This is a genomic window from Pseudoalteromonas rubra (assembly GCF_004212645.1).
GTDB classification, from domain to species: Bacteria; Pseudomonadota; Gammaproteobacteria; order Enterobacterales; family Alteromonadaceae; genus Pseudoalteromonas; species Pseudoalteromonas rubra_G.
Window position 1 is genome coordinate 62,023 of record NZ_PPUZ01000012.1, and the last position, 19,210, is coordinate 81,232.

Genomic DNA, 19,210 nt, shown 5'->3' on the forward strand with positions numbered 1-19,210 from the left:
TCTGTCTGGTTGTTGCCCTTCATTGGGCGCGATTAAATATAGGTATATCCACAAATACCTATTGTTACAAGCTTTTCATTCGATCTTTTCGCCAAGCAGTGATTTTATGAACAATTGCTGCTGTTAATTTACCCAGGCGCATAGATTGCTTGATGGAAAGGGCGAATATAGCGGATATAAAAGGAATTTCAAGGGGTAAAGAAAAAGGGCCAGTGATTTGGCCCTTTTTTAGCAGGTTTAACCGGCGTCCTGAACAGGTATTGATTTAGAAACAATCGTCGGGTTCTGCCCATCAACTGGTGCAGGAATCGTAAACGTTATTGTTAAATTGCCTGTTTTTTTACTGTTCGCTGCCGTTTCTCTGGAAACTGTGACAACTGCCTTTTTGATACCATGTAGTTCAGCAGCACTCACTTTGGTGTCCACTTCCTGAACTGCCACTTCACCATTGTCTGCCGTGATACTCACAGTAGTGCCATTTGGCAATGCATTGCCGAAAATATCCGAGTAATAAATCTCTATTTCAACTTTTTCAGTCCCTGTAGCAGGCGCATCTGGCACACCATAGGCATTAAGATCGATACCACCTATGTCACAGAAATTGTCATCCTCTGTCGCCTCAAGAGCCAACATACCGTTTATCGGCACTTCCACTGTTTCGCCTGGATCTGCTGGGTCCGGAAAGGTATTCGAACAAGCCACTGTATTTCCTCCAATATGGTTCTTGTTCACCACAAATCTGACATAAGGCACATCTCCGGCAATTACCAGCTCAAGATCTCGGCGCACGTCCACTAAATCTTTGGAACACAGGTTATCTTTTTCAGCCTGTTCACCACAAAGCAAACCATTGTATTTACCATCGGCTACGGTATAGGCAAAGTCATTGTTAGCATCCAGATAGGTTTCATTGTGACCACCCGTACTGGTACCAAACTCGCACTTATCTGCTTGCGCATTGTCACTACAGTCTACTGCATCAAAATTACCATTCTTATTGTGATCAACAAATGCTTCAGGCAAGTCGAACGAACTAAAAAACTCACCTTCATCAAACCGTCCGTTTTTACGGATGACACCACCACCGCTCGGCTTATCTATAAAGCTCTCTTGCCCTTTCGCGGTTGCCATGACAGTGACCCGTCCACCTCTGACCACAGGTGTTGGGGTGCCATCATTATTATAGTCATACTCACTCGGAAACCCATTGATACAAGGAACAGGATTACCGTTATAAGTGTCGCAGACATGTCCGATGGAATTTTGCCACGTCGCTGTATCATTATAGGGAAAATCTCCTTGTTTTCGCCATTGAACAGTACACACGCCGTCAACAATTGCACACTGATATGATGGTGTGCCACCGGCGCCATCTATACTGCCAACTACACCTGCTTCTGCGGTCACACTCGCAACCAGGTTGTCTCCAGTTAACTGGTTAAACTGATCGCCAAAGAAGACCGTGATATTAGTGGTAACACCCACAGAATTAAGCGCATTCAATACCAGGTTATCAGCCGCAATATCAAAGCTGTTTTGGTCAGGTACACCGGAAGAGAGCACAATCCCTGAAGACACAGCATTAACCGGATCTTCTATGTTGTCTTCGGGTTCTGCAGAGCTAATGAGTTTAAATGTATATCCTGCATTCTCTTGAATAGGCTTACACCTTGGGTGAGTATCGTCTGCTGTACACTGATCAATGACAGACTGCCAGCAAGTTGGAAATTGATTGTTCAGAGCAAATTTCTCGATAGTATCATCTGCGATATAGCAGGCCTCAACAACAATATCACCTGGTACAACCCCGGACTGAACGGTTGTTTGTGCAAACCCTTCGCTATCGGTACTGCCTCTGTAATTGGTCAGCTCAGCAGAGCCCGTCAGATCGGCCAGCCTGAATTCAATATATTTTTGCTTCAAGGGTCTGTTATCCGTATCCAACAATTTAAATCTCACTGTCGAAGTGGTTGGGGTTGCCCCGACTCCAGGTGGTAGCGCAATAAAGGCATTAGAAGCATCAATAAACTGGATAGCTTGTACCGGGGCATCGTCAACAGTAAACACATAGCTTTCCGGATCGTTGACCCCACCACCCGAAGTCACTGTTACAACAATGGTGTCATTACCGCTACAACCCTGAGCACGATATGTGGAAGATGCTTTACCCGCTTTGGAGCGCACTTGTCCATCTATCGTTGCAAGCCCTTCATCAGCACAGGTCGAAGTGAATTCTACGTCAACAGGTTGGGTATAAACTGAGTTAGTCGGATCCGCCTCATCAGTAAAAATCGTTGCCGTCAGAATAAAACTGTCCCCGGCAGACAAACTATCACGACCATCATCGGAATCCAGTTCACTGCTCAAACTTAAATACAGATCCTGAATACCAACCGAGAAATTCTTGGTATCCACTTCTCCTAAATAGGTTGCCGTAATTGTGCCTGCGCCACCGGAATCTCCGGGTTGCAGTTTCAATAAGCCCACACCTTGCTGGTCCGTCAGAACCTGCCCGGAAGAGGGCAATATTTGACCTTTGTTGGTTTGTACACTAACGATAGCGTTCTGGATACCGTTGTTGAGGTTCGATGTGGGTGTCAACTTCACGTACACTTCGGCCAGTTCAGTTGAAGGGACGTTGGTCACTTCGTCACATTTTGCCAAGTCTGCATCTGTGATTCCCGTTGTGTCCCGGTTACTGTCCCAATCATCACTACAGTTGATCAGTAAACGGACAACCATTTTATACTCACCCTCATCGACGAGTACTGCGCCATCAGAGGCAAAGGTGACGCGAGGCGTGGAGAATGTCAGGTACTCAGCATACACCTCACCGATCCCAGACGTGGAGGTCGCAAGTAGATCAACACTGGCCAGGCCATTTTCATCGGTTACAGCACGGCCACTTTGAGGGTTCATCGTTGCAACTGAATCCGTTGTAAAGGTCACTAACTTTCCAGCCAGAGGTTCACCATTTTCGATCAGCCGTAAGGTCGCTATACCATCGTGGTCTTCACCTAGTTTATTGTTGCCGGATAGCTGAGTGGAGATTTCATCTCCATCACGGTCAAGTATACTCACTATGGAGATATTGACACCACCATCACCTGCACTGTTGAAATTAAAGTTCTGGGTAACGACTTCTCCTGTATTCGCTTCATACCTTGCACTAACACGGCCAGCACCTGAAACAGAGTTATCCAGTAACTGAATAGTGGCAACACCAGCATCATTGGTCAGCACCGAGCCCGACGCGGGATCCAAAATACCAAACTCATTCACACTCATTTGAATGTTCTGGTTTTTCTGCAAACTACCATTAAATGTCAAACGCGCTTCTATGGTCAGCGGCATTTGTGCTGATAACGAGTTTGAATCTTGGCCTTGGCTGTTTTTTCCGACCAGCGTCAACTGATAACCACTGTCACCAAAATTTGGGTCGCCATCTGAGTAATATCGGGCGGTTTTTACCACCGCTGCACCACCATCACCAAATGAGGCGGTCACTTCCGCCCACCCTTCTTCTTTATTGGCAATAAGGTCAATTTCCGCCACGCCACTTGCGTTGGTATTTATTACACCATCAGAGGGTGAAGTGACTGCCTTTGAGCCCCCCAAAACAGTTACCAGTTCATCGCTTAGCGGCTGACCATCTTCCATCAGGGTAATCACTACCTTACCTCGGGTCTCTGCACTCAGCGGATTACTTTCATTGATAGCATCTCCCTGCGGGTCCCGGACACTGACGGTTAGCTGGATCCCGGCACCGGCTGCAATGCCATTCGAATAATAGCGACCCGAGCTGACAATCTGATTCGATGTTCCGGGCTCTTCGTAAGTAACCGTAAACTGTTCCCACCCGCGAGAGTCGTTGACACTAAGGATAAGTTCTGCGTTTCCGTTGCTGTCAGTTACCGCACTACCGCCGTCGGTAATATTAGCCAGCACCAATTCGCTAACGGTCACCAGTTGATTCACGAGAGGCTGACCGTCCCTTGTTAAGTTGATTTTTAAGAAACCATCATTACCAACATTCAGCGGGTTGTCTTTGTCTATCTCATTGTTTTCAGCATCCAAAACATCGACTGTCATTTGAATGCCACCATCACCTGCTCCCACATAGTTGGCAACGGTTCTTGCGACCTCTTCCCCATCTGCCGTATAGATTGCCGTAAAGGCATCGAGTTGCTGCGCAACGGTCGCTGTTTTAGTTGCAAAAAACTGTATTTCGGCCAGACCATTGGCGTTTGTTATGACCGACTCAGTTGGCTCAGCAAAGCGCGCACTGGCTTCAACAGACACTGCAACTTGTGCATTGGCAATCGGCTGTTCATTTAAGGTCAGCTGAATCTTAGCTCTCAATGGGTTGGCCAGCGAAAGTTCGCTTGATGCTTGCTCTGTGGCATCAACCAGCTGCACGCTCAAATCGTAGATTTCTTTGTCGTAAAACGGGTTACCCGCCGACTCAAAACCAATACGTGCGTTGATATCTTCATTGTATTTGACCTGGACATAGCCTGCCCCAACTTTGTCCGTTGCAGCAATAATCAGACGCGCCGCCCCATTTGCGTCGGTTTGGACATTGGAGTTGCCATTGGTGACTAACAAGTCTTCACTGTCTACTTCTTTTGAGAACTCAAGTACTTGACCTGATAAAGGCGTACCATTGTCGGTCAAAATTGCGGTCACAGTCGCAATTTCTGCACCAGAAATGGGGTTACTTGCATCAATGGGCTGGCCATCCGAGCCGGTAATACTCATTGCAATTTGAATGCCCCCGTCTCCGGTAGCGGCATACGGAACCGAGCCGCTCACGGTACTCTCGCCTATATCAGCGGTAGCCGAAATAGTGCCTGCGCCGGCTAAGCGATTGGCAATAATTGTGACCTTTGCTTCACCGTTGCTGTCGGTAAGTTGTGAACTGACCGAGGCAAAATCTGAGAATTCGTCATTGCTAAATTTCACCAGATTATTGGCAACCGGTGCGCCATCATTGGTGAGTTTTGCCGTGACCGTAATGGGGTTACTGATACTGAGACTACCACCGCTTTCGGAGCTAGTACTGAGCACCAGGTCATAATCGGTCGTTGTTCCGCCACCTCCCGAGGTGTCTTTTTCAATCGAACCACCGCCACCACAGGCGATCATCAGCAAGCTGAGCAAAGTAATACTAAACCAGCGCATCAGAGACATTTTCGATTCTCCCTTGCAATCTAATAATTTTGAGTTATTTTCACCATGTTAACCCAATTGTGGATCTAAAATCACAAATTTTTGGCGGCCGTCATCGATTTTTTCTGTTCATCTTCAACTATCCTGTTAGGCTATAGCGATTTTGTAAAATATAAGCGTTAGGACGATGTCAAAGGCTATGTCACACAACAAAAAAATGAGCCTAACAACTCGTATCATGCTGGGCATGGTATTGGGTGTTATTCTGGGTCTGTTAATACAAACCATTCTGGGCGATAAGCCTGAAGTTGCCATCCCGCTGGGCCTGTTCGATTTACCTATCAAGGGCTTTTTTGTCGATGGATTATTCCATATAGGCGGTCAGATCTTTATTGCCAGCTTAAAGATGCTGGTTGTTCCTTTGGTCTTTATTTCTTTAGTGGTCGGTACCTGTAGTCTGAGCGATCCCAAAAAATTGGGTCGCCTGGGTGGCAAGTCCATCTTACTTTATTTATCTACTACAGCCATCGCTATCACTGTTGCTATTTCACTGGCATTGCTGGTTAGCCCGGGCGGTGGCGTAGCCATCCCGACAACGGCCACATTTGATGCACAGCAAGCTCCAACGCTTGCACAAGTCATCATCGGGATGTTCCCGACTAACCCAATCAACGCAATGGCCAGTGGCAAAATGTTGCAGGTGATTGTCTTCGCCTTGTTGTTCGGTATTGCCATGGCGCTGAGTGGTGACGCGGGTAAACGCTGTGCCAAGGTGTTCGAAGATTTAAACACTGTGGTACTGAAGCTGGTGACCCTGCTAATGAACCTGGCGCCTTACGGTGTGTTCTGTTTGATGGCCAAGTTGTTCACTACCATCGAAATGGACCTGATTGTTGAGTTAGGTAAATACTTCCTGGTGGTGGTTGCTGCCCTGCTGATCCATGCCTTTGTTAATTACAGCATTATGCTCAAAGTTCTGACTGGTCTGAGCCCACTCACTTTCCTGGCCAAGATGAAAGATGCCTGCATGTTTGCATTCAGCACCTCAAGCTCAAGTGCCACTATGCCGGTTACGTTAGAAACGGCGACGAAAAAACTGGGTGCCCATAACTCAGTGGCCTCTTTCACAGTCCCGCTCGGTGCGACCATCAATATGGATGGCACCGCCATTATGCAAGGTGTTGCAACCGTGTTTATTGCCCAGGTCTTCGCCGTAGATTTAACCCTGAGTGACTATCTTATGGTGATTCTGACCGCCACTTTGGCCTCTGTTGGCACAGCGGGCGTGCCGGGCGTGGGCCTGATTATGCTGGCCATGGTACTGAATCAGGTTGGCCTGCCGGTAGAAGGCATTGCCATTATCATGGGTGTTGACCGACTGCTGGATATGACCCGTACCGCGGTGAATGTAACCGGCGATTGTATGGTCACCTGTGTGGTTGCTAAATCCGAAGGTGAGCTGGATATTGATGTGTTTAACGACGCTGATGCCGCCAAAGACCTTGAAGAAGACATGGATTTAGAGAAGCGTACTAAAAAGGCTTAACTGAATATATAAACAAAAAGGCAGGCCGTCTGAGCGCCCTGCCTTTTTTAATGCCCATTTAACAGGTTATTTTTTATCGTGAATTGCATCCAGACGAGCCAACAAACTGGAAGTATCGAAGCGACCGCCTCCCAGTGCCTGAACATCCGCGTAATATTGGTCAACCATAGCAGTCAGTGACAGTGATGCACCATTGCTGCGCGCTTCGTCCAGCGCAATACCCAAATCCTTACGCATCCAGTCGACGGCAAAACCAAAGTCATACTCGCCAGCGAGCATGGTTTTATAGCGGTTTTCCATCTGCCAGGAGCCTGCTGCCCCCTTAGCAATGGTCTCTACCACTTTTTCACCGTCCAGTCCTGCCTGTTTCGCAAAGTGCAGCCCTTCTGCCAGCCCCTGCACCACACCGGCAATACAGATTTGATTGACCATTTTACACAGCTGACCAGCGCCTACGTCACCCAACAGTTGGCTAAAGCGGCTAAATGCAGCCATTACAGGCTGCACACGCTCAAAGACTTCAGGATCGCCGCCCACCATAACCGTCAGTACGCCATTTTCTGCCCCGGCCTGACCACCCGATACAGGCGCATCCAGGAACGCCACGTTTTGAGCAGCAGCACGCTCGGCCACTTCGCGCGCTACTTTTGCTGACGTGGTCGTATGATCTATCAGCACAGTACCTGGTTTCATGCCCGCCAAAACCCCTTCATCGCCGTACACCACAGATCTGAGGTCATCATCATTGCCCACGCACATAAAGACCAATTCTGCTTCTGTTACTGCTTCTTTGGGGGTTGCAGCAAAGGCGCCCTGATACTCTTGCGCCCAGCGCTGTGCTTTAGTGGTCGTGCGGTTGTAAACGGTCACCTGATGACCCGCTTGCTGTAAATGACCGGCCATGGGATACCCCATCACCCCCAATCCGATGAATGCGACTTTGACTGACATAAATTTGTCCTATTTGGCTGTTAAGCTAGAAAGATGGAGTTGTTATACCTGAGCCATCTAAGCATGGCAAATGAAAAATACCAGCTATGAATCAAGTGATTAAAAAGAAAAAACATCAAGGAGCCTGACAGGATGGAGAACATATATCGTTTCAGCGTGAAACTACTTAACGGCGAGACGCTGGCGCTCAGGTCCTTACAAGGCAGACCGGTGTTGATTGTTAATATTGCCAGCAAGTGTAGTTTTGCCCCTCAACTCAGTGCACTGGAAAAGCTCTACAAAAAGTACCACCCAATGGGACTCGAGATCATTGCCTTTCCTTGCCATCAGTTTGGCCGCAATGAGCCGCTGGAAAACGAAATGCTCAGAGAGTTTTATCAGTCGCATTTCAATTTAAGCTTTCATATCTCGGAAAAAGTCCTGGTGAATGGGCCTGATGCTCACCCACTCTTTAATTACCTCAAGGTAAACACCCGAGGAATAGCGCAAAACCGCGCGATTAAATGGAATTTTACTAAGTTTTTAGTAAACTCAGAGGGCGTATTGTTGTCCCGTTATGCACCCAGGACAAAACCCGAAACCTTAAAATCGATAATAGAGAGTCAAGTGTCCAATGAGAGTCGCCCTATTCAGTTCGCAAAAGTATGAGCTGCCATTTTTTGAGCATGCACTTACCCAGTTTCCTGATATTGAGTTTGAATTTTTTGAGCAAGCACTGAATGATAAAACCGTCGCACTGGCGCAAGGGTTTGATGCCATCTGCGTATTTGTGAACGATCAGGTTGATGCCAATGTGCTGGCCGAACTCGCTGAGCTGGGCGTTCAGAGTATCGCGCTGCGCTGTGCAGGCTTTAACAATGTCGATATCGAAGCGGCCCACGCCCTGGGCATTAAAGTCGTACGCGTGCCAGCCTACAGCCCTGAAGCCGTGGCTGAGCACTGTATTGCCCTGATGCTGACACTGAGCCGTAAAACCCATAAAGCCTACAACCGGGTCCGCGAAGACAACTTTGATCTCAATGGTTTACTGGGCTTTAACCTGCACAACAAGACCGTCGGTATCATTGGCTGTGGTAAAATTGGCCAGGCCCTGGTTGCTATTCTCAACGGCTTTGGTGCCCATGTGCTAGTGCACGACCCGAATATCGGAGAAGGCTCTTACACCCAGGTTTCTCTGGATATGCTGCTTGAGCAAAGCGACATCGTTACCCTGCACTGCCCACTGACAGAAGCCACCCACCACCTGATCGACGACGCGGCTTTTGACAAAATGAAGCAAGGCGTGATGCTGATCAACACCAGCCGCGGTGCGCTAGTAGACAGCAAGGCCTGCATCCGCGCGCTAAAATCCAGAAAACTCGGCTATCTTGGTCTGGACGTGTATGAACAGGAGTCTGAACTGTTCTTTAAAAACCGCAGCGATGAAGTCATACAGGATGATGTCTTTATGCGCCTGGCAAGCTTCCAGAATGTACTTATCACAGGGCATCAGGGCTTTTTCACCAAAGAAGCCTTAACCGAAATCGCCCACACCACAGTGACTAACCTCAATGCCATTCGCACGGGACAGACGCTGGAAAATCAGGTTTGATTAATTTCTGATACCTACAAAAAAGCCTGGCATCGCCAGGCTTTTTTGCATTCAAACAACTGCTGTTACTTAAAAAAAGCCACATTAGCAAAAACGGCTGTCATCAGCACCGGGCAGACAAAGCGCACATATTGGGCAAACCAGTACATCTTGCCACTGCACTCCAGTGCCAGCTGATTACCACGACGCCACACCCAGCCTACTGTAATAAAGTAGAACAAGCCCATTAATGGCAGCTGGTATTGGGTGAATACCTGAATCACTAAGCCAAACAACCAGTCAAAATTGAGGATAATCGTGCCCGAGCAGACAAACAGCACCAGGGTCACCACCCAGGTTGCTTGTGAGCGCTTAAAGCCATGATTTTCCACCAGGAACGACACCGGGATTTCAGTGGATGAAATCGTGGATGTCAGTGAGGCTATCGACATTAATATAAAGAAAGTCAGTCCAACGAACAGGCCAATTTCGCCCATGGTTGCAAACAGCTCAGGCAAAATGGCAAAGATAAGTCTGCCCTCGCCGACCAGTTTGCCATTTTGGAAAACTTCCACACCATTATTCTGGGCAATAAACAAAGCCGGAATGATCAAAAGCCCTGCCAGAAAAGCCACGCCGGTATCCAGCATAGCCACGCTAAAAGTCAGTTTTGGCAGGTTTTCATTAGGCTTTAAGTAAGAGCCATAAATCATCATACAGCCAACCCCCAAAGATAAAGAGAAAAACGCCTGTCCCATGGCTGCGATGATCAACTCTGGGTCGCCTATTTTGCTAAAATCGGGCACAAGGTACGCTTTAAACCCGGCCGCAGCGCCTTCCAGCGTGCCCATGTAGGCAATCAGCGCCACCAACAGCATAAGTAGTACTGGCATGAGTCGACGCGACCAGGTTTCAATCCCGGATTTTACCCCTTGCAAAATAATGCCAGCCGTCAGCATTAGCATCAGAGGGGTAAAGATAAAATTCCGTAAGGTCGAATCACCGGACAAAAAAGCACTGGCTTCTTCCCAGCCAACTAAACGAGCAAGCGGTTCAAGCGAGTGCGCCAACATCCAGCCGGCAACAATAGAATAGAAGCTGAGCATGACTATGGCACCGGCAAGGCCGATGTAACCCGCAGACGCACCGACTTTAGGCTGCTTTTCCTGCCAGGCTTGTTTTAACGCTTTAACCGGGTTGGCTTGCGCCTGATGCCCCAGGTACAGCTCAGTGTACAAGGCAGGTAATGCCAGTAAGAAAATGACGATGAAATAGACCAGCAAAAACGCGCCACCACCGTGGTTTGCTGCCTGAGTAGGGAAGCCCCAAATATTACCAAGTCCGACTGCCGCACCGGCTGCCGCTAACACAAAGCCCAGACGGCTTTGAAAACCTTCACGCACTTGAGCCATAATCGAATGCCAAGTTAATTATTGTTGTAGACTGGCGATTATACGCACTTGTAAACAAAATGCGAGTGTCAGTTAGAGCAAATCGGAACAGCCTGAAATGATGGGCGCTTGTCCCCCTAAACCGGAGCTGCTCCTCAACCAAAACCTGAGTGAAAGGCGGCCTTGACAGGCTGCTAAACCATACTCAAAAGCTTGAACCAGGCGTTTTTAAAAAAGCCAGCTCCTCATCACTCGACGTTCGTCCTAAAATGGTGTTGCGATGGGGGTAGCGGCCAAACTGCTCAATGATCTTTTTGTGCGCCAACTCAAACTCATAATTTGGCAAGGACTTAAACAAGGCATCCGCCTGTTGATGTACTTTGAGGCTCTCACTGTGCATGAAAGGTAAGTACATAAAGGTGCGCTGGGTTTTCTCCAGCTGCTGATCAAAACCTTTTTCAATGGCGTGCTGAGCCAGGCACAATGCCAGCGGATCGCTGGCAAAGGCGGCGGGTGTATCACGGAACATGTTACGTGAAAACTGATCCAGTACGATTATCTCACACAGCGCCCCCACCGCAGTTTTGCGCCATTCGGCCAGCTCCCCGGCCATGGCCTGCTGGTGTAACTGTGCAAATCTGGTTGTGATTTTATTATCAAACTGAGCTGATTTTTGCCACCAGTCCTGCTCCTGACATTCTACAAACCAGAACTGATAAACTTCCTGATATTCCATGGACACACCTGTGAGTAAAAAATTTCGCTTTCAGAGCGAGTATTACCCGCTCCGAATGATGTGTCCAGCCAGACTTAGCCTGTCCCTGGTTTATGCAGCTTCCAATAAGCGACTATGGATCGCCTGAACCACGGCATCTGATTCGCCCTGCTCAACGAGGAAGCACAGGTTATGACGACTCGCCCCATGGCAGATCAAACGAATATTAAAATCTGCCAATACCTGCATCAGGCTTGCTTCGCCATGGCGCAACTGAATTTCAGAGCCTATCATGGCCACCAGGGTCAGGTTGTTCTCAACACTGACCTGACAAAACTCACCCAGCTCATCCAGACACGCCTGCGCCAGTTCCGGGCGCGTGGCATTGGGGGCATTATCGAGTGTCAGCGCGACGCTGATCTCCGAGGTAGTAACCAGGTCAACCGAAATATTGTGTGCACTTAAAATAGTGAAGATGCGCGCCAGAAAACCACTGGCTAACAACATCTCTGGACTTTTCAGGGTCAGCAAGATTTGGTTCTTGCGCTGTGTGACCGCGCGAATACCCGGCTCAGAGCGGTTGTTCTTTTCAATCCAGGTGCCACCGGCATGGGGATCTCTGCTCGAGCCAACAAATACCGAAATGCCACTGCGACTGGCCGGCAAGATAGTGGCCGGGTGCAATACTTTGGCACCAAAGGTGGCCATTTCGGCTGCCTCATCGAAACTCAGCCGGGCAATCGGCCGTGCTTTGTGGCACAGACGCGGATCGGTGCTGAAGATACCCACAACATCCGTCCAGATGTGTACGCTTTGCGCCGCAATGGCCTCCGCCAGTAGCGCCGCACTGTAATCTGAACCGCCTCGCCCTAATGTGGTGGTTTGTCCCTGGTTGTCGCTACCTATGAAACCCTGAGTCACTACCACCTGCTGTGAAAGCTGCGGTGCCAGGTGGGCCATGGCTGCGTCGCGCGTTGCGGCCACATCGGGTACAGCTTTACCAAACTGGCGGTCGGTTTTCAGCACCTGACGTACGTCAAAGCGGCTGCTGTTAACGCCTAAGTCTCTGAGAACCTGAGTGAATAAATAGGAAGAAAAACGCTCGCCAAAGCTCAGCATCTCATCACATTGTTGTGCATCCAGCGCAGGTAATTGAGCCAGCGTATAAAAAGCCTCTTTTGTGTCGTTAAAGCCCGCTGCCAGGTCGGCATCGAGTGTCAGACATGCCAGAATGTCCTGCTGGATCTCCATCACAGACTGAAAGAGCGCCTCACGCTCAGCCGCATCGACTTTTTGCTGTGTCAGGGTCACCAGGTGATTGGTTACACCGGCACTGGCACTGACCACCACCACGCGAACATCGGGGTTATCATGGACAATAGCGGCGCATCGCTGCATGGCTTCGAAGTTTGCAACACTGGTGCCGCCAAATTTAGCAACGACATACTGGGAATTCATTTTATCTCCTTGGGATCACACACGGCGATCAACATCAATAAGGAGAACTTGGCAACAGGATGGACTAACCATAAAGAAATGACCTCTGCCAGAAGCTCTCCACCTGAAAACGGTGACAGTCCCGAGGATTCAACCTCCAGGACCGAAAAATCATGCCGACGTAGCATGGTTTTCCTCGGCGAGTACCTCCCTCACTGATGGTCACGGGTTATCGTCACCTCACATCAGCTACCTAAGCATCGCGCCTCTTCTGCTTATTTTGCCGGGATTTAACTGAATCCTGGCAAAATAAAAGCCCGCATTTTGAGCGGGCTTGAAAAAGGTATCTTTTAGACGTCTAGGTGTCAAGTATAAAATTGACCCTGTCATTAAAGATTAAATAAATTGCCCCATAAAAAAGGCACCGGCATAACCTGCCGTGTAGGCAATTAACAAATACAGGCTCATTCTTAAGTAACTCGTAAACGTTAGAGCCTTTACTTTACTCATTGCAATGATCCCAGCCGCCGAGCCGATGATCAGCATAGAGCCGCCTACGCCTGTCGCATAGGTAAAGGTCAGCCATTGCTGTGGGCTCATAACGATGTCTGCTTTGAGCAAAGCAGCCGTCAGTGGCACGTTATCAACTGCAGCACTCATCAGACCCACCAGATAGCTGGCATACTGAGGGTCAACGAACTCATACAACTGAGTGAACATATTAAGGACACCCACCTCTTTTAGCGCCCCAACCAGCAATAGTACACCGACAAAAAACAGCAAAGTGTCGTACTCAATTTCACGAATATAATCGATGATCTTTTTATTGACGTCCTTTTTGCGCATCAAAAACTGCGCCATCAAAAACATCACCGACAGGCCACAGAGGAAAGTCAGCATGGGCGGGACCTGATATTGTACGCTCAGATACAGTGTGGTGAGTACGGTCGTCATAAAGATCACCGCGATCGTAATGTCTGTTTTCTCTATTCTGCGCAGCGCTTGCTTTTCAAATACCAGCTGATCTTTCATTCCCATAGACAGCATGGTTGCCAGCAAAAGTACGCTGATAATGGAAGGCGCCACCAGTAATAACAAATCGGGGATCGTGACCTTACCGGCGAGGAAAATCATCAGTGTGGTCACATCACCTGTGATCAAAGACACGCCGCCCGAGTTAACACTGAAGATGATCAATGTGGCATACTTGATGAGCTTCTTCGGATCGAGTTTTAGCGACATCACCACCGCCAGCGAGATAAGCGTTGCGGTAATATTGTCAGAAATCGAAGAAAACAAGAAAGCAAAGCCACCCACCAGGAACATCATTTTGCGTTCACTGATCTGGGTTGGCATCACCCGGTGGACAATGTTTTGGATAAAACCTTTAGAATTCAGATAGGCAACAAAGGTCATCGCCGCCATCAGGAATAACCACAAGGTGGCGATTTCAAGAATGTTGTGGTCGAGCTGATGTTGTATAGTTTCTGAGCTTTCGCCATGAAGTGGGGAGATAAATAGGATAATCCAACATAAAGTGCCAAAAAAAAGGGTCGTTTTGGCCTTGTTTACATGGATAATATCCTCTATAACGATAAGCACAAAAGCGACCGCTATCAGGGTTAGGATAATGGGCGTGACCATATGCGTAAACAACCTGTAATCAAAAGTAAAAATTGTGAAGGGTAACGTTTTCGGCGCGGAGTCTATCACTTAGCAGCACACTGTGCCACGAGTAGTTACACATTATGACAATTTTCTTACCTGATACCGTCACAAAATTGATACACACTGGAAAGCTATGATCCCAGCCAAAAAAGTATTAAATACGCTGAATGAACACTGGGGCGTCCTGGAGCTGCTTTTTAAACGCTTTAAGATGGCCGATTTCAGCCTCAAAGATGTACAAAACATCATCAAAATGAAAAACCCTAACTGGTCGAGTGAGCGCATCTATAAAGAAACCAACCGCTTGCTTAATCAGGAAATTATTATTCCTTTGGCTAAATCGTCACAGCTCGAAATTAACCGTGCCGTGGCCGACTTTGCCAGTTTCTTATTACAAGAAGAACATCTTGGCCTGGCCGAAGAGATCACTGTATTAGTCAAAGATCTGCAACGTCTGGGTGAACGCCTGGCTCAGGCCGGTGATGAGGGCGATCACAGCGAACTGCGCCGTTTCAGCCGCATTATGGATGAACGAGTGCGTAAAATCGTCAAACTCTACCACCATAACGAAAGCGCCATCATGAACCTGGTAGAGCAGGCAAAGTCCGACCAGGGCAACCTGTCTTTGCAAAAACGCTACCGAGCCGTGATTGAGGCATTTGATGAATACATAGAGCCTATGCTGGAAATGGTGGATATTCATGGCCCCTTTCAGGCCTGTTTCACCACCATTGAGCACCAGATCAGTGAACAAATTGCGCAAATTGAGCAACTGGGCCGCGGCGCACAAGACAAACGTATGCTTGAGCAACTGCGTACCCGGATCCTCGATATGCACTTAATCGGCCGCGAAAGTTTAGGTAAAAGTGCCGATATGCTGATGCCACTGCGTGAAGAGCTCAGACGTAACACGCTTATTACCCGCCAGGCAGCCAAAGTGCTGGGCCTGATCCGTAAAAATGGCGTTGACCGCATGCTTGCGCCGGTGCAGCCGCATTTTGTGTCAGACATTCAGCGTTTCAGTCTCGGCCAGCAGCGCCATATGGTGGCTTATATGGCCAGCCTCAGCGAGTTTGAGCACGAAGAATATCAGCTACCCGATCAGCAGGATGTGCCCGCTTATCAGAGCCCCAACATCCCCGATTATTCGGATGTACGTAAATCGTTTAAAGGCTCTGGTAAAAAGCGCACCGCCCTGCTTGGCTTCCTGAACGAACAATACCCGGCTCTGGAAGCGGATGAAATGCTGTTCCTGTACCAAAAACTGATCAGCGATCCTGAACTGGACATCGCCCAGGATGAGCAACAGCAAACGATGCAAATCGCCAACACCCGTATTCGACTTTATCCGTTCAGTGCAACGGACAAGCAAACAGATAACCACAATTAGTAATCACCATGACACAGATTAATCTAGACGAACTCAGCCAGTTACAGGCGATCAATAAAAAATTGGTCAGTGGCTACCACATCAGCGAACAGGACACCACACAGTGGCAGGAGCTGGATCAGCACATTGAGTCTTACCAGGCACTGTTCAGCGCACTTGGTCACGACCTGCAACACGATAGCCGTGGCTTTTATTATCTGGCCAGCGACGAAAGCACCCCCAACATGGGTAAGATCTCCCGGGCCATCGCGCTGACCGTATTTATCCTGATCGAACATTTTGCCAACCAGGGTAAAGACCCTTTGCGCGCCCTGTTTGACGAAGTATTAGACCTGGAGCTGATGCAGACTCTGGTGCAGCTTAACAAGCACCTGTTTGATCAGCTGGAGATTTTCTCGGGCTCAGATCTGCGTAAAGACGTGTGTCTGCGCATGGTGCGCCTGGGACTGGCTCGCGAAGTAGAGCAAGGCTTTTCGCTGCTGGCGCCGGTTTATCGTTATATCGATGCACTGATGGAAGTGAACGAAGACAATTACGACGCACTTGAGGATGAAGTATGAACAAGCTGTATGGTCTCAGTAAACTCGCCCTGCTCAACACCGCAGGTTATGCCAAGTGTGTGATCCCACTAGATAAAAGTGCGTCAATCTGTGCCCCAAACAACACAGGTAAAAGTTCGGTTATCAATGCCTTGCAGTTTCCGCTGATCAACGATTTACGCCTGACCGAATGGGATGGTCACGATCTGGAAGAAACCCGCAAATTCTACTTTTCAAGTGATCAGTCTTATATCCTGCTTGAAGCCAACCTGCCTCATGGCGACGTGGTGATTGGCGTTGCGGGTTTAGGTAAAATTGCAGGCTATGCCCACCAGTTCTTTTGCTATAACGGCAAGCTCAACCTGGATGACTTTACCCAGGGCAAAAGCATCATAAAGTACACTAAACTGTTCAAGCATTTGCAGGAAAAAGGCTTTAATCCTGTTGAGCTAAAGGCCGCGGAGCTGAATGCATTATTGACTGGTGGTGCAACGCCATACGATGGTGACATCAACCTCAAGATGATCCCGCTGAATAATGTTCAGGATGCCGCTGTATATAAAGAGATCTTCCGCCGTATCCTGAACCTGCACAAACTGGGCGCCCACGACGTAAAACGCTTTATGCTCAAGGTGTTTGAACGTCATATGTCTAACTCCAAAGTCGACTTCTATGAAGTGTGGCGTCGTGCGTTTGATAAAGTAAACCGATCTCGCCGTGAGCTGAACGCACTGGAGTCTATGCAGGAACCCATTGCTGCACTGGAACAAATGATCGAAGGCGAAGCGACCCTCAAGGGCAAGCTTGCCGCTTATGCGCCTAAGCTCGACAAAGCCATTGTGGAATTTGATGAGTACCAACAGAGCCAAATTGGCGAGCTTAATGAGCAGCTTGAAAACATTGAGCAGGAAAAACGCGATTTTGAAGAAAAGCAACAACTGTATGTACAGCAGTCGCGCGATATTGAGCGTAAGCAAACCCAGATTGAGCAATGGTTTACCGACTATCACGCACTCAAATCCGAATTTGAGCTGACCAATCATGCTACGCTGAAAACCAACCTGACGCTGCTGAAAAAAGAGTACGAACAGCTGTCGTTCTCGATTAACAGTGCGCAGGGCCAGAGCCTGCACACTCTCGACTATCGGATTGGCGAAACACAAAAGCAGGTTAAGAGCCTGAAACTTCAGATGAAAAACCTGGAGTTCAACCTCTTTACCCGAATGCGTGAAGACCTGTCACTCAAAGAAGTCGAAGAGATCTCTCGTATTCTTAACCCGGATATTTTGTCTTTTGCTACCACAGGTAAGGGCGAAGTTGAGATCAGTGACGACGATGCCTTCGGTGATTTTCTCGCCCAGTTGTCTACGGCGGTCAAAGGCGGCGAACTTAAACTGCCCGGCGCCACTATTAAGCTGAAAAAGCTGGCGCCGGTACAAATGCAAAGTGGCGAAAATAAAGCCCAGTTGCAGGCAAAGTTAGACGCACTACAGCAATCGTTACTGGAGCTGAAGCAACAGCGTGAAGTGTCTGCCAATGTGGCCGAAAAGCAGCAAGAGCGTGATGCCCTGTACGATGAGCTGATGGCCACCGAAGCGGCACTGAAGCGCTTTGAGCAATTCCAGACCATGGCGCAGTCGGCAGAAGCACAGCAGGCATTGCAAGATCAGCTGCAAGCCGAACGTGAACAGGTCGACGACTACCTGCAAGATGTGCAACGCAATGCAGGCTCCATTTCCGATCGCCGCTCTATTATCAAAAGCAAACAAGATTTGATCCTGCGCCAGGCGGATCGCCTTAAGCAAGTGAAGTCGGAGCGCATCGATCACACGCTGGACTTGTATAGTGGTAAGCAAACCCCCTACCCGGTCGAGATCAATCTGGACTTTGACAACCTAGCAGAAGTGATCCATCAGTTCAACAAAGACTGTCAGGAGCTGCGTAACCTGGATGTCAATGTGCGCAATACTTATTTGCACATTTACAATGCCGGTATTACCAAATTCGACAATGAAACGGACGACGCGACAAAATACGCCAAGCTGATCAGCGCCTATCACAACATAGACAATGAGCGTGATGCGGTGGAGCGCCAGGCACGGGTTGCTCTGACTGAAGTTGCGGCGACCATTAAAGGCCTGCGTGAAGATTTAGACCGCCTGCGCCGGGAAATGAACAGCTTTAATAAGGGTATTAGTCAGCACCGCATCTCGAACCTCAAAGCGTTTAAAATCAATGTGATCCCAAGAAAAATGCTGGTCGAGAGTATCGATACCATTATCGCAACCTCCGACTTGTACGAGCAAGGCGAGAGCTTTGACCTGCTGAGCGAGCAGCCAGCCGACAGTAATGCCGTTAACGAGGCCAAAGATCACATTATCAAACTGGCCAGTGATAAAGCGGGCCTGACACTGACCGACCTGTTTGATATCCGCTTTGAGGTGGTCAACCGCGCAGGCGATACTGAGCACTTTGATAAGATTGACTCTGCCGGTTCTAATGGTACACGGATCACCATTAAGTTGTTGTGTGGTATGTTGTTTATTCGCTACCTGCTTTCCGATCAGGAGCAGGCGATGTATCGTATTCCGATTTACATTGATGAAGCGGCCGACATCGACCCGCAAAACCAAAAGGCAATCATCGAAACCGCCCTCAGCTTTGGTTTTGTGCCGATCTTCGCCTCGGTTAAACCTCAGATCAGTTGTGACTACCTGGTGCCAATCCGCAGCGTCAACCAGGGCAGCCAGAACTGGGTTGACGAAAAAGACTGGATCGAAGTCGAGCACAGCTAAGATAAAATCAGGGCACAATGTAGTGCCCTTTTTTGT

General features: G+C 48.6%; 12 protein-coding genes and 1 riboswitch. Of the genes, 6 read left to right on the forward strand and 6 right to left on the reverse strand.

Annotated elements, in window-relative coordinates; genetic code table 11:
* Positions 1-237: 237 nt before the first annotated feature.
* Positions 238-5,193, reverse strand: a complete 4,956-nt coding sequence (locus C3B51_RS05055) for a hypothetical protein (protein WP_130244373.1) — start codon at positions 5,191-5,193, stop codon at positions 238-240.
* A 178-nt stretch (positions 5,194-5,371) separates the two neighbouring features.
* Between C3B51_RS05055 and C3B51_RS05060 the strand changes: the two genes are divergently transcribed.
* The gene (locus tag C3B51_RS05060; RefSeq protein WP_125718901.1) at positions 5,372-6,718 is read left to right on the forward strand and encodes a dicarboxylate/amino acid:cation symporter; all 1,347 of its coding nucleotides are present in this window, start codon (positions 5,372-5,374) and stop codon (positions 6,716-6,718) included.
* Positions 6,719-6,784: 66 nt separating this feature from the next.
* On the opposite strand, the gene C3B51_RS05065 is transcribed toward C3B51_RS05060, so the two are convergent.
* Positions 6,785-7,669: an NAD(P)-dependent oxidoreductase gene (locus tag C3B51_RS05065; RefSeq protein WP_130244374.1), complete on the reverse strand. Its 885-nt coding sequence runs from the start codon at positions 7,667-7,669 to the stop codon at positions 6,785-6,787.
* 132 nt (positions 7,670-7,801) lie between these two features.
* Between C3B51_RS05065 and C3B51_RS05070 the strand changes: the two genes are divergently transcribed.
* Positions 7,802-8,317 (forward strand): glutathione peroxidase, encoded by a 516-nt coding sequence (locus C3B51_RS05070; RefSeq protein ID WP_046003774.1) that lies wholly within the window; start codon positions 7,802-7,804, stop codon positions 8,315-8,317.
* On the forward strand, positions 8,283-9,260 hold the full coding sequence (locus tag C3B51_RS05075; RefSeq protein ID WP_130244375.1) for a 2-hydroxyacid dehydrogenase: 978 nt from the start codon (positions 8,283-8,285) through the stop codon (positions 9,258-9,260). Before C3B51_RS05070 ends, C3B51_RS05075 begins: the two co-directional genes overlap by 35 nt.
* A gap of 65 nt (positions 9,261-9,325) precedes the next feature.
* Here C3B51_RS05075 and C3B51_RS05080 read toward each other — a convergent pair whose 3' ends face one another.
* The 4 genes from C3B51_RS05080 to nhaD all read right to left on the reverse strand — a co-directional run bounded on the left by C3B51_RS05080 (position 9,326) and on the right by nhaD (position 14,426).
* The gene (locus C3B51_RS05080) at positions 9,326-10,651 is read right to left on the reverse strand and encodes a sodium-dependent transporter (protein WP_130244376.1); all 1,326 of its coding nucleotides are present in this window, start codon (positions 10,649-10,651) and stop codon (positions 9,326-9,328) included.
* A 184-nt stretch (positions 10,652-10,835) separates the two neighbouring features.
* Complete coding sequence (locus tag C3B51_RS05085; RefSeq protein ID WP_130244377.1) at positions 10,836-11,366, reverse strand: DUF924 family protein; 531 nt, start codon at positions 11,364-11,366, stop codon at positions 10,836-10,838.
* 90 nt (positions 11,367-11,456) lie between these two features.
* Positions 11,457-12,803 (reverse strand): lysine-sensitive aspartokinase 3, encoded by a 1,347-nt coding sequence (gene lysC / locus C3B51_RS05090; protein WP_130244378.1) that lies wholly within the window; start codon positions 12,801-12,803, stop codon positions 11,457-11,459.
* 84 nt (positions 12,804-12,887) lie between these two features.
* Positions 12,888-13,061, reverse strand: a riboswitch (Lysine riboswitch).
* A 117-nt stretch (positions 13,062-13,178) separates the two neighbouring features.
* Entirely contained in the window at positions 13,179-14,426 is a 1,248-nt protein-coding gene (gene nhaD, locus C3B51_RS05095; protein ID WP_125718887.1) for a sodium:proton antiporter NhaD, read from the reverse strand.
* A gap of 157 nt (positions 14,427-14,583) precedes the next feature.
* On the opposite strand from nhaD, the gene C3B51_RS05100 reads away from it, so the two are divergent.
* The 3 genes from C3B51_RS05100 to C3B51_RS05110 are packed head-to-tail and all read left to right on the forward strand — an operon-like array spanning position 14,584 to position 19,174.
* Positions 14,584-15,840, forward strand: a complete 1,257-nt coding sequence (locus C3B51_RS05100) for a hypothetical protein (protein WP_125718885.1) — start codon at positions 14,584-14,586, stop codon at positions 15,838-15,840.
* A gap of 8 nt (positions 15,841-15,848) precedes the next feature.
* Positions 15,849-16,400, forward strand: a complete 552-nt coding sequence (locus tag C3B51_RS05105; protein ID WP_125718882.1) for a condensin complex protein MksE — start codon at positions 15,849-15,851, stop codon at positions 16,398-16,400.
* Entirely contained in the window at positions 16,397-19,174 is a 2,778-nt protein-coding gene (locus C3B51_RS05110; protein WP_130244379.1) for an ATPase, read from the forward strand. The genes C3B51_RS05105 and C3B51_RS05110 overlap by 4 nt, the downstream gene beginning before the upstream one ends.
* The last annotated feature ends 36 nt before the right edge of the window (positions 19,175-19,210 follow it).

Bases quoted from the DNA above. Each gene is read 5' to 3' on its own strand.
- C3B51_RS05055 (WP_130244373.1), bottom strand. From the start codon at position 5,193: ATGTCTCTGATGCGCTGGTTTAGTATTACTTTGCTCAGCTTGCTGATG.
- C3B51_RS05060 (WP_125718901.1), top strand. From the start codon at position 5,372: ATGTCACACAACAAAAAAATGAGCCTAACAACTCGTATCATGCTGGGC.
- C3B51_RS05065 (WP_130244374.1), bottom strand. From the start codon at position 7,669: ATGTCAGTCAAAGTCGCATTCATCGGATTGGGGGTGATGGGGTATCCC.
- C3B51_RS05070 (WP_046003774.1), top strand. From the start codon at position 7,802: ATGGAGAACATATATCGTTTCAGCGTGAAACTACTTAACGGCGAGACG.
- C3B51_RS05075 (WP_130244375.1), top strand. From the start codon at position 8,283: ATGAGAGTCGCCCTATTCAGTTCGCAAAAGTATGAGCTGCCATTTTTT.
- C3B51_RS05080 (WP_130244376.1), bottom strand. From the start codon at position 10,651: ATGGCTCAAGTGCGTGAAGGTTTTCAAAGCCGTCTGGGCTTTGTGTTA.
- C3B51_RS05085 (WP_130244377.1), bottom strand. From the start codon at position 11,366: ATGGAATATCAGGAAGTTTATCAGTTCTGGTTTGTAGAATGTCAGGAG.
- lysC (WP_130244378.1), bottom strand. From the start codon at position 12,803: ATGAATTCCCAGTATGTCGTTGCTAAATTTGGCGGCACCAGTGTTGCA.
- nhaD (WP_125718887.1), bottom strand. From the start codon at position 14,426: ATGGTCACGCCCATTATCCTAACCCTGATAGCGGTCGCTTTTGTGCTT.
- C3B51_RS05100 (WP_125718885.1), top strand. From the start codon at position 14,584: ATGATCCCAGCCAAAAAAGTATTAAATACGCTGAATGAACACTGGGGC.
- C3B51_RS05105 (WP_125718882.1), top strand. From the start codon at position 15,849: ATGACACAGATTAATCTAGACGAACTCAGCCAGTTACAGGCGATCAAT.
- C3B51_RS05110 (WP_130244379.1), top strand. From the start codon at position 16,397: ATGAACAAGCTGTATGGTCTCAGTAAACTCGCCCTGCTCAACACCGCA.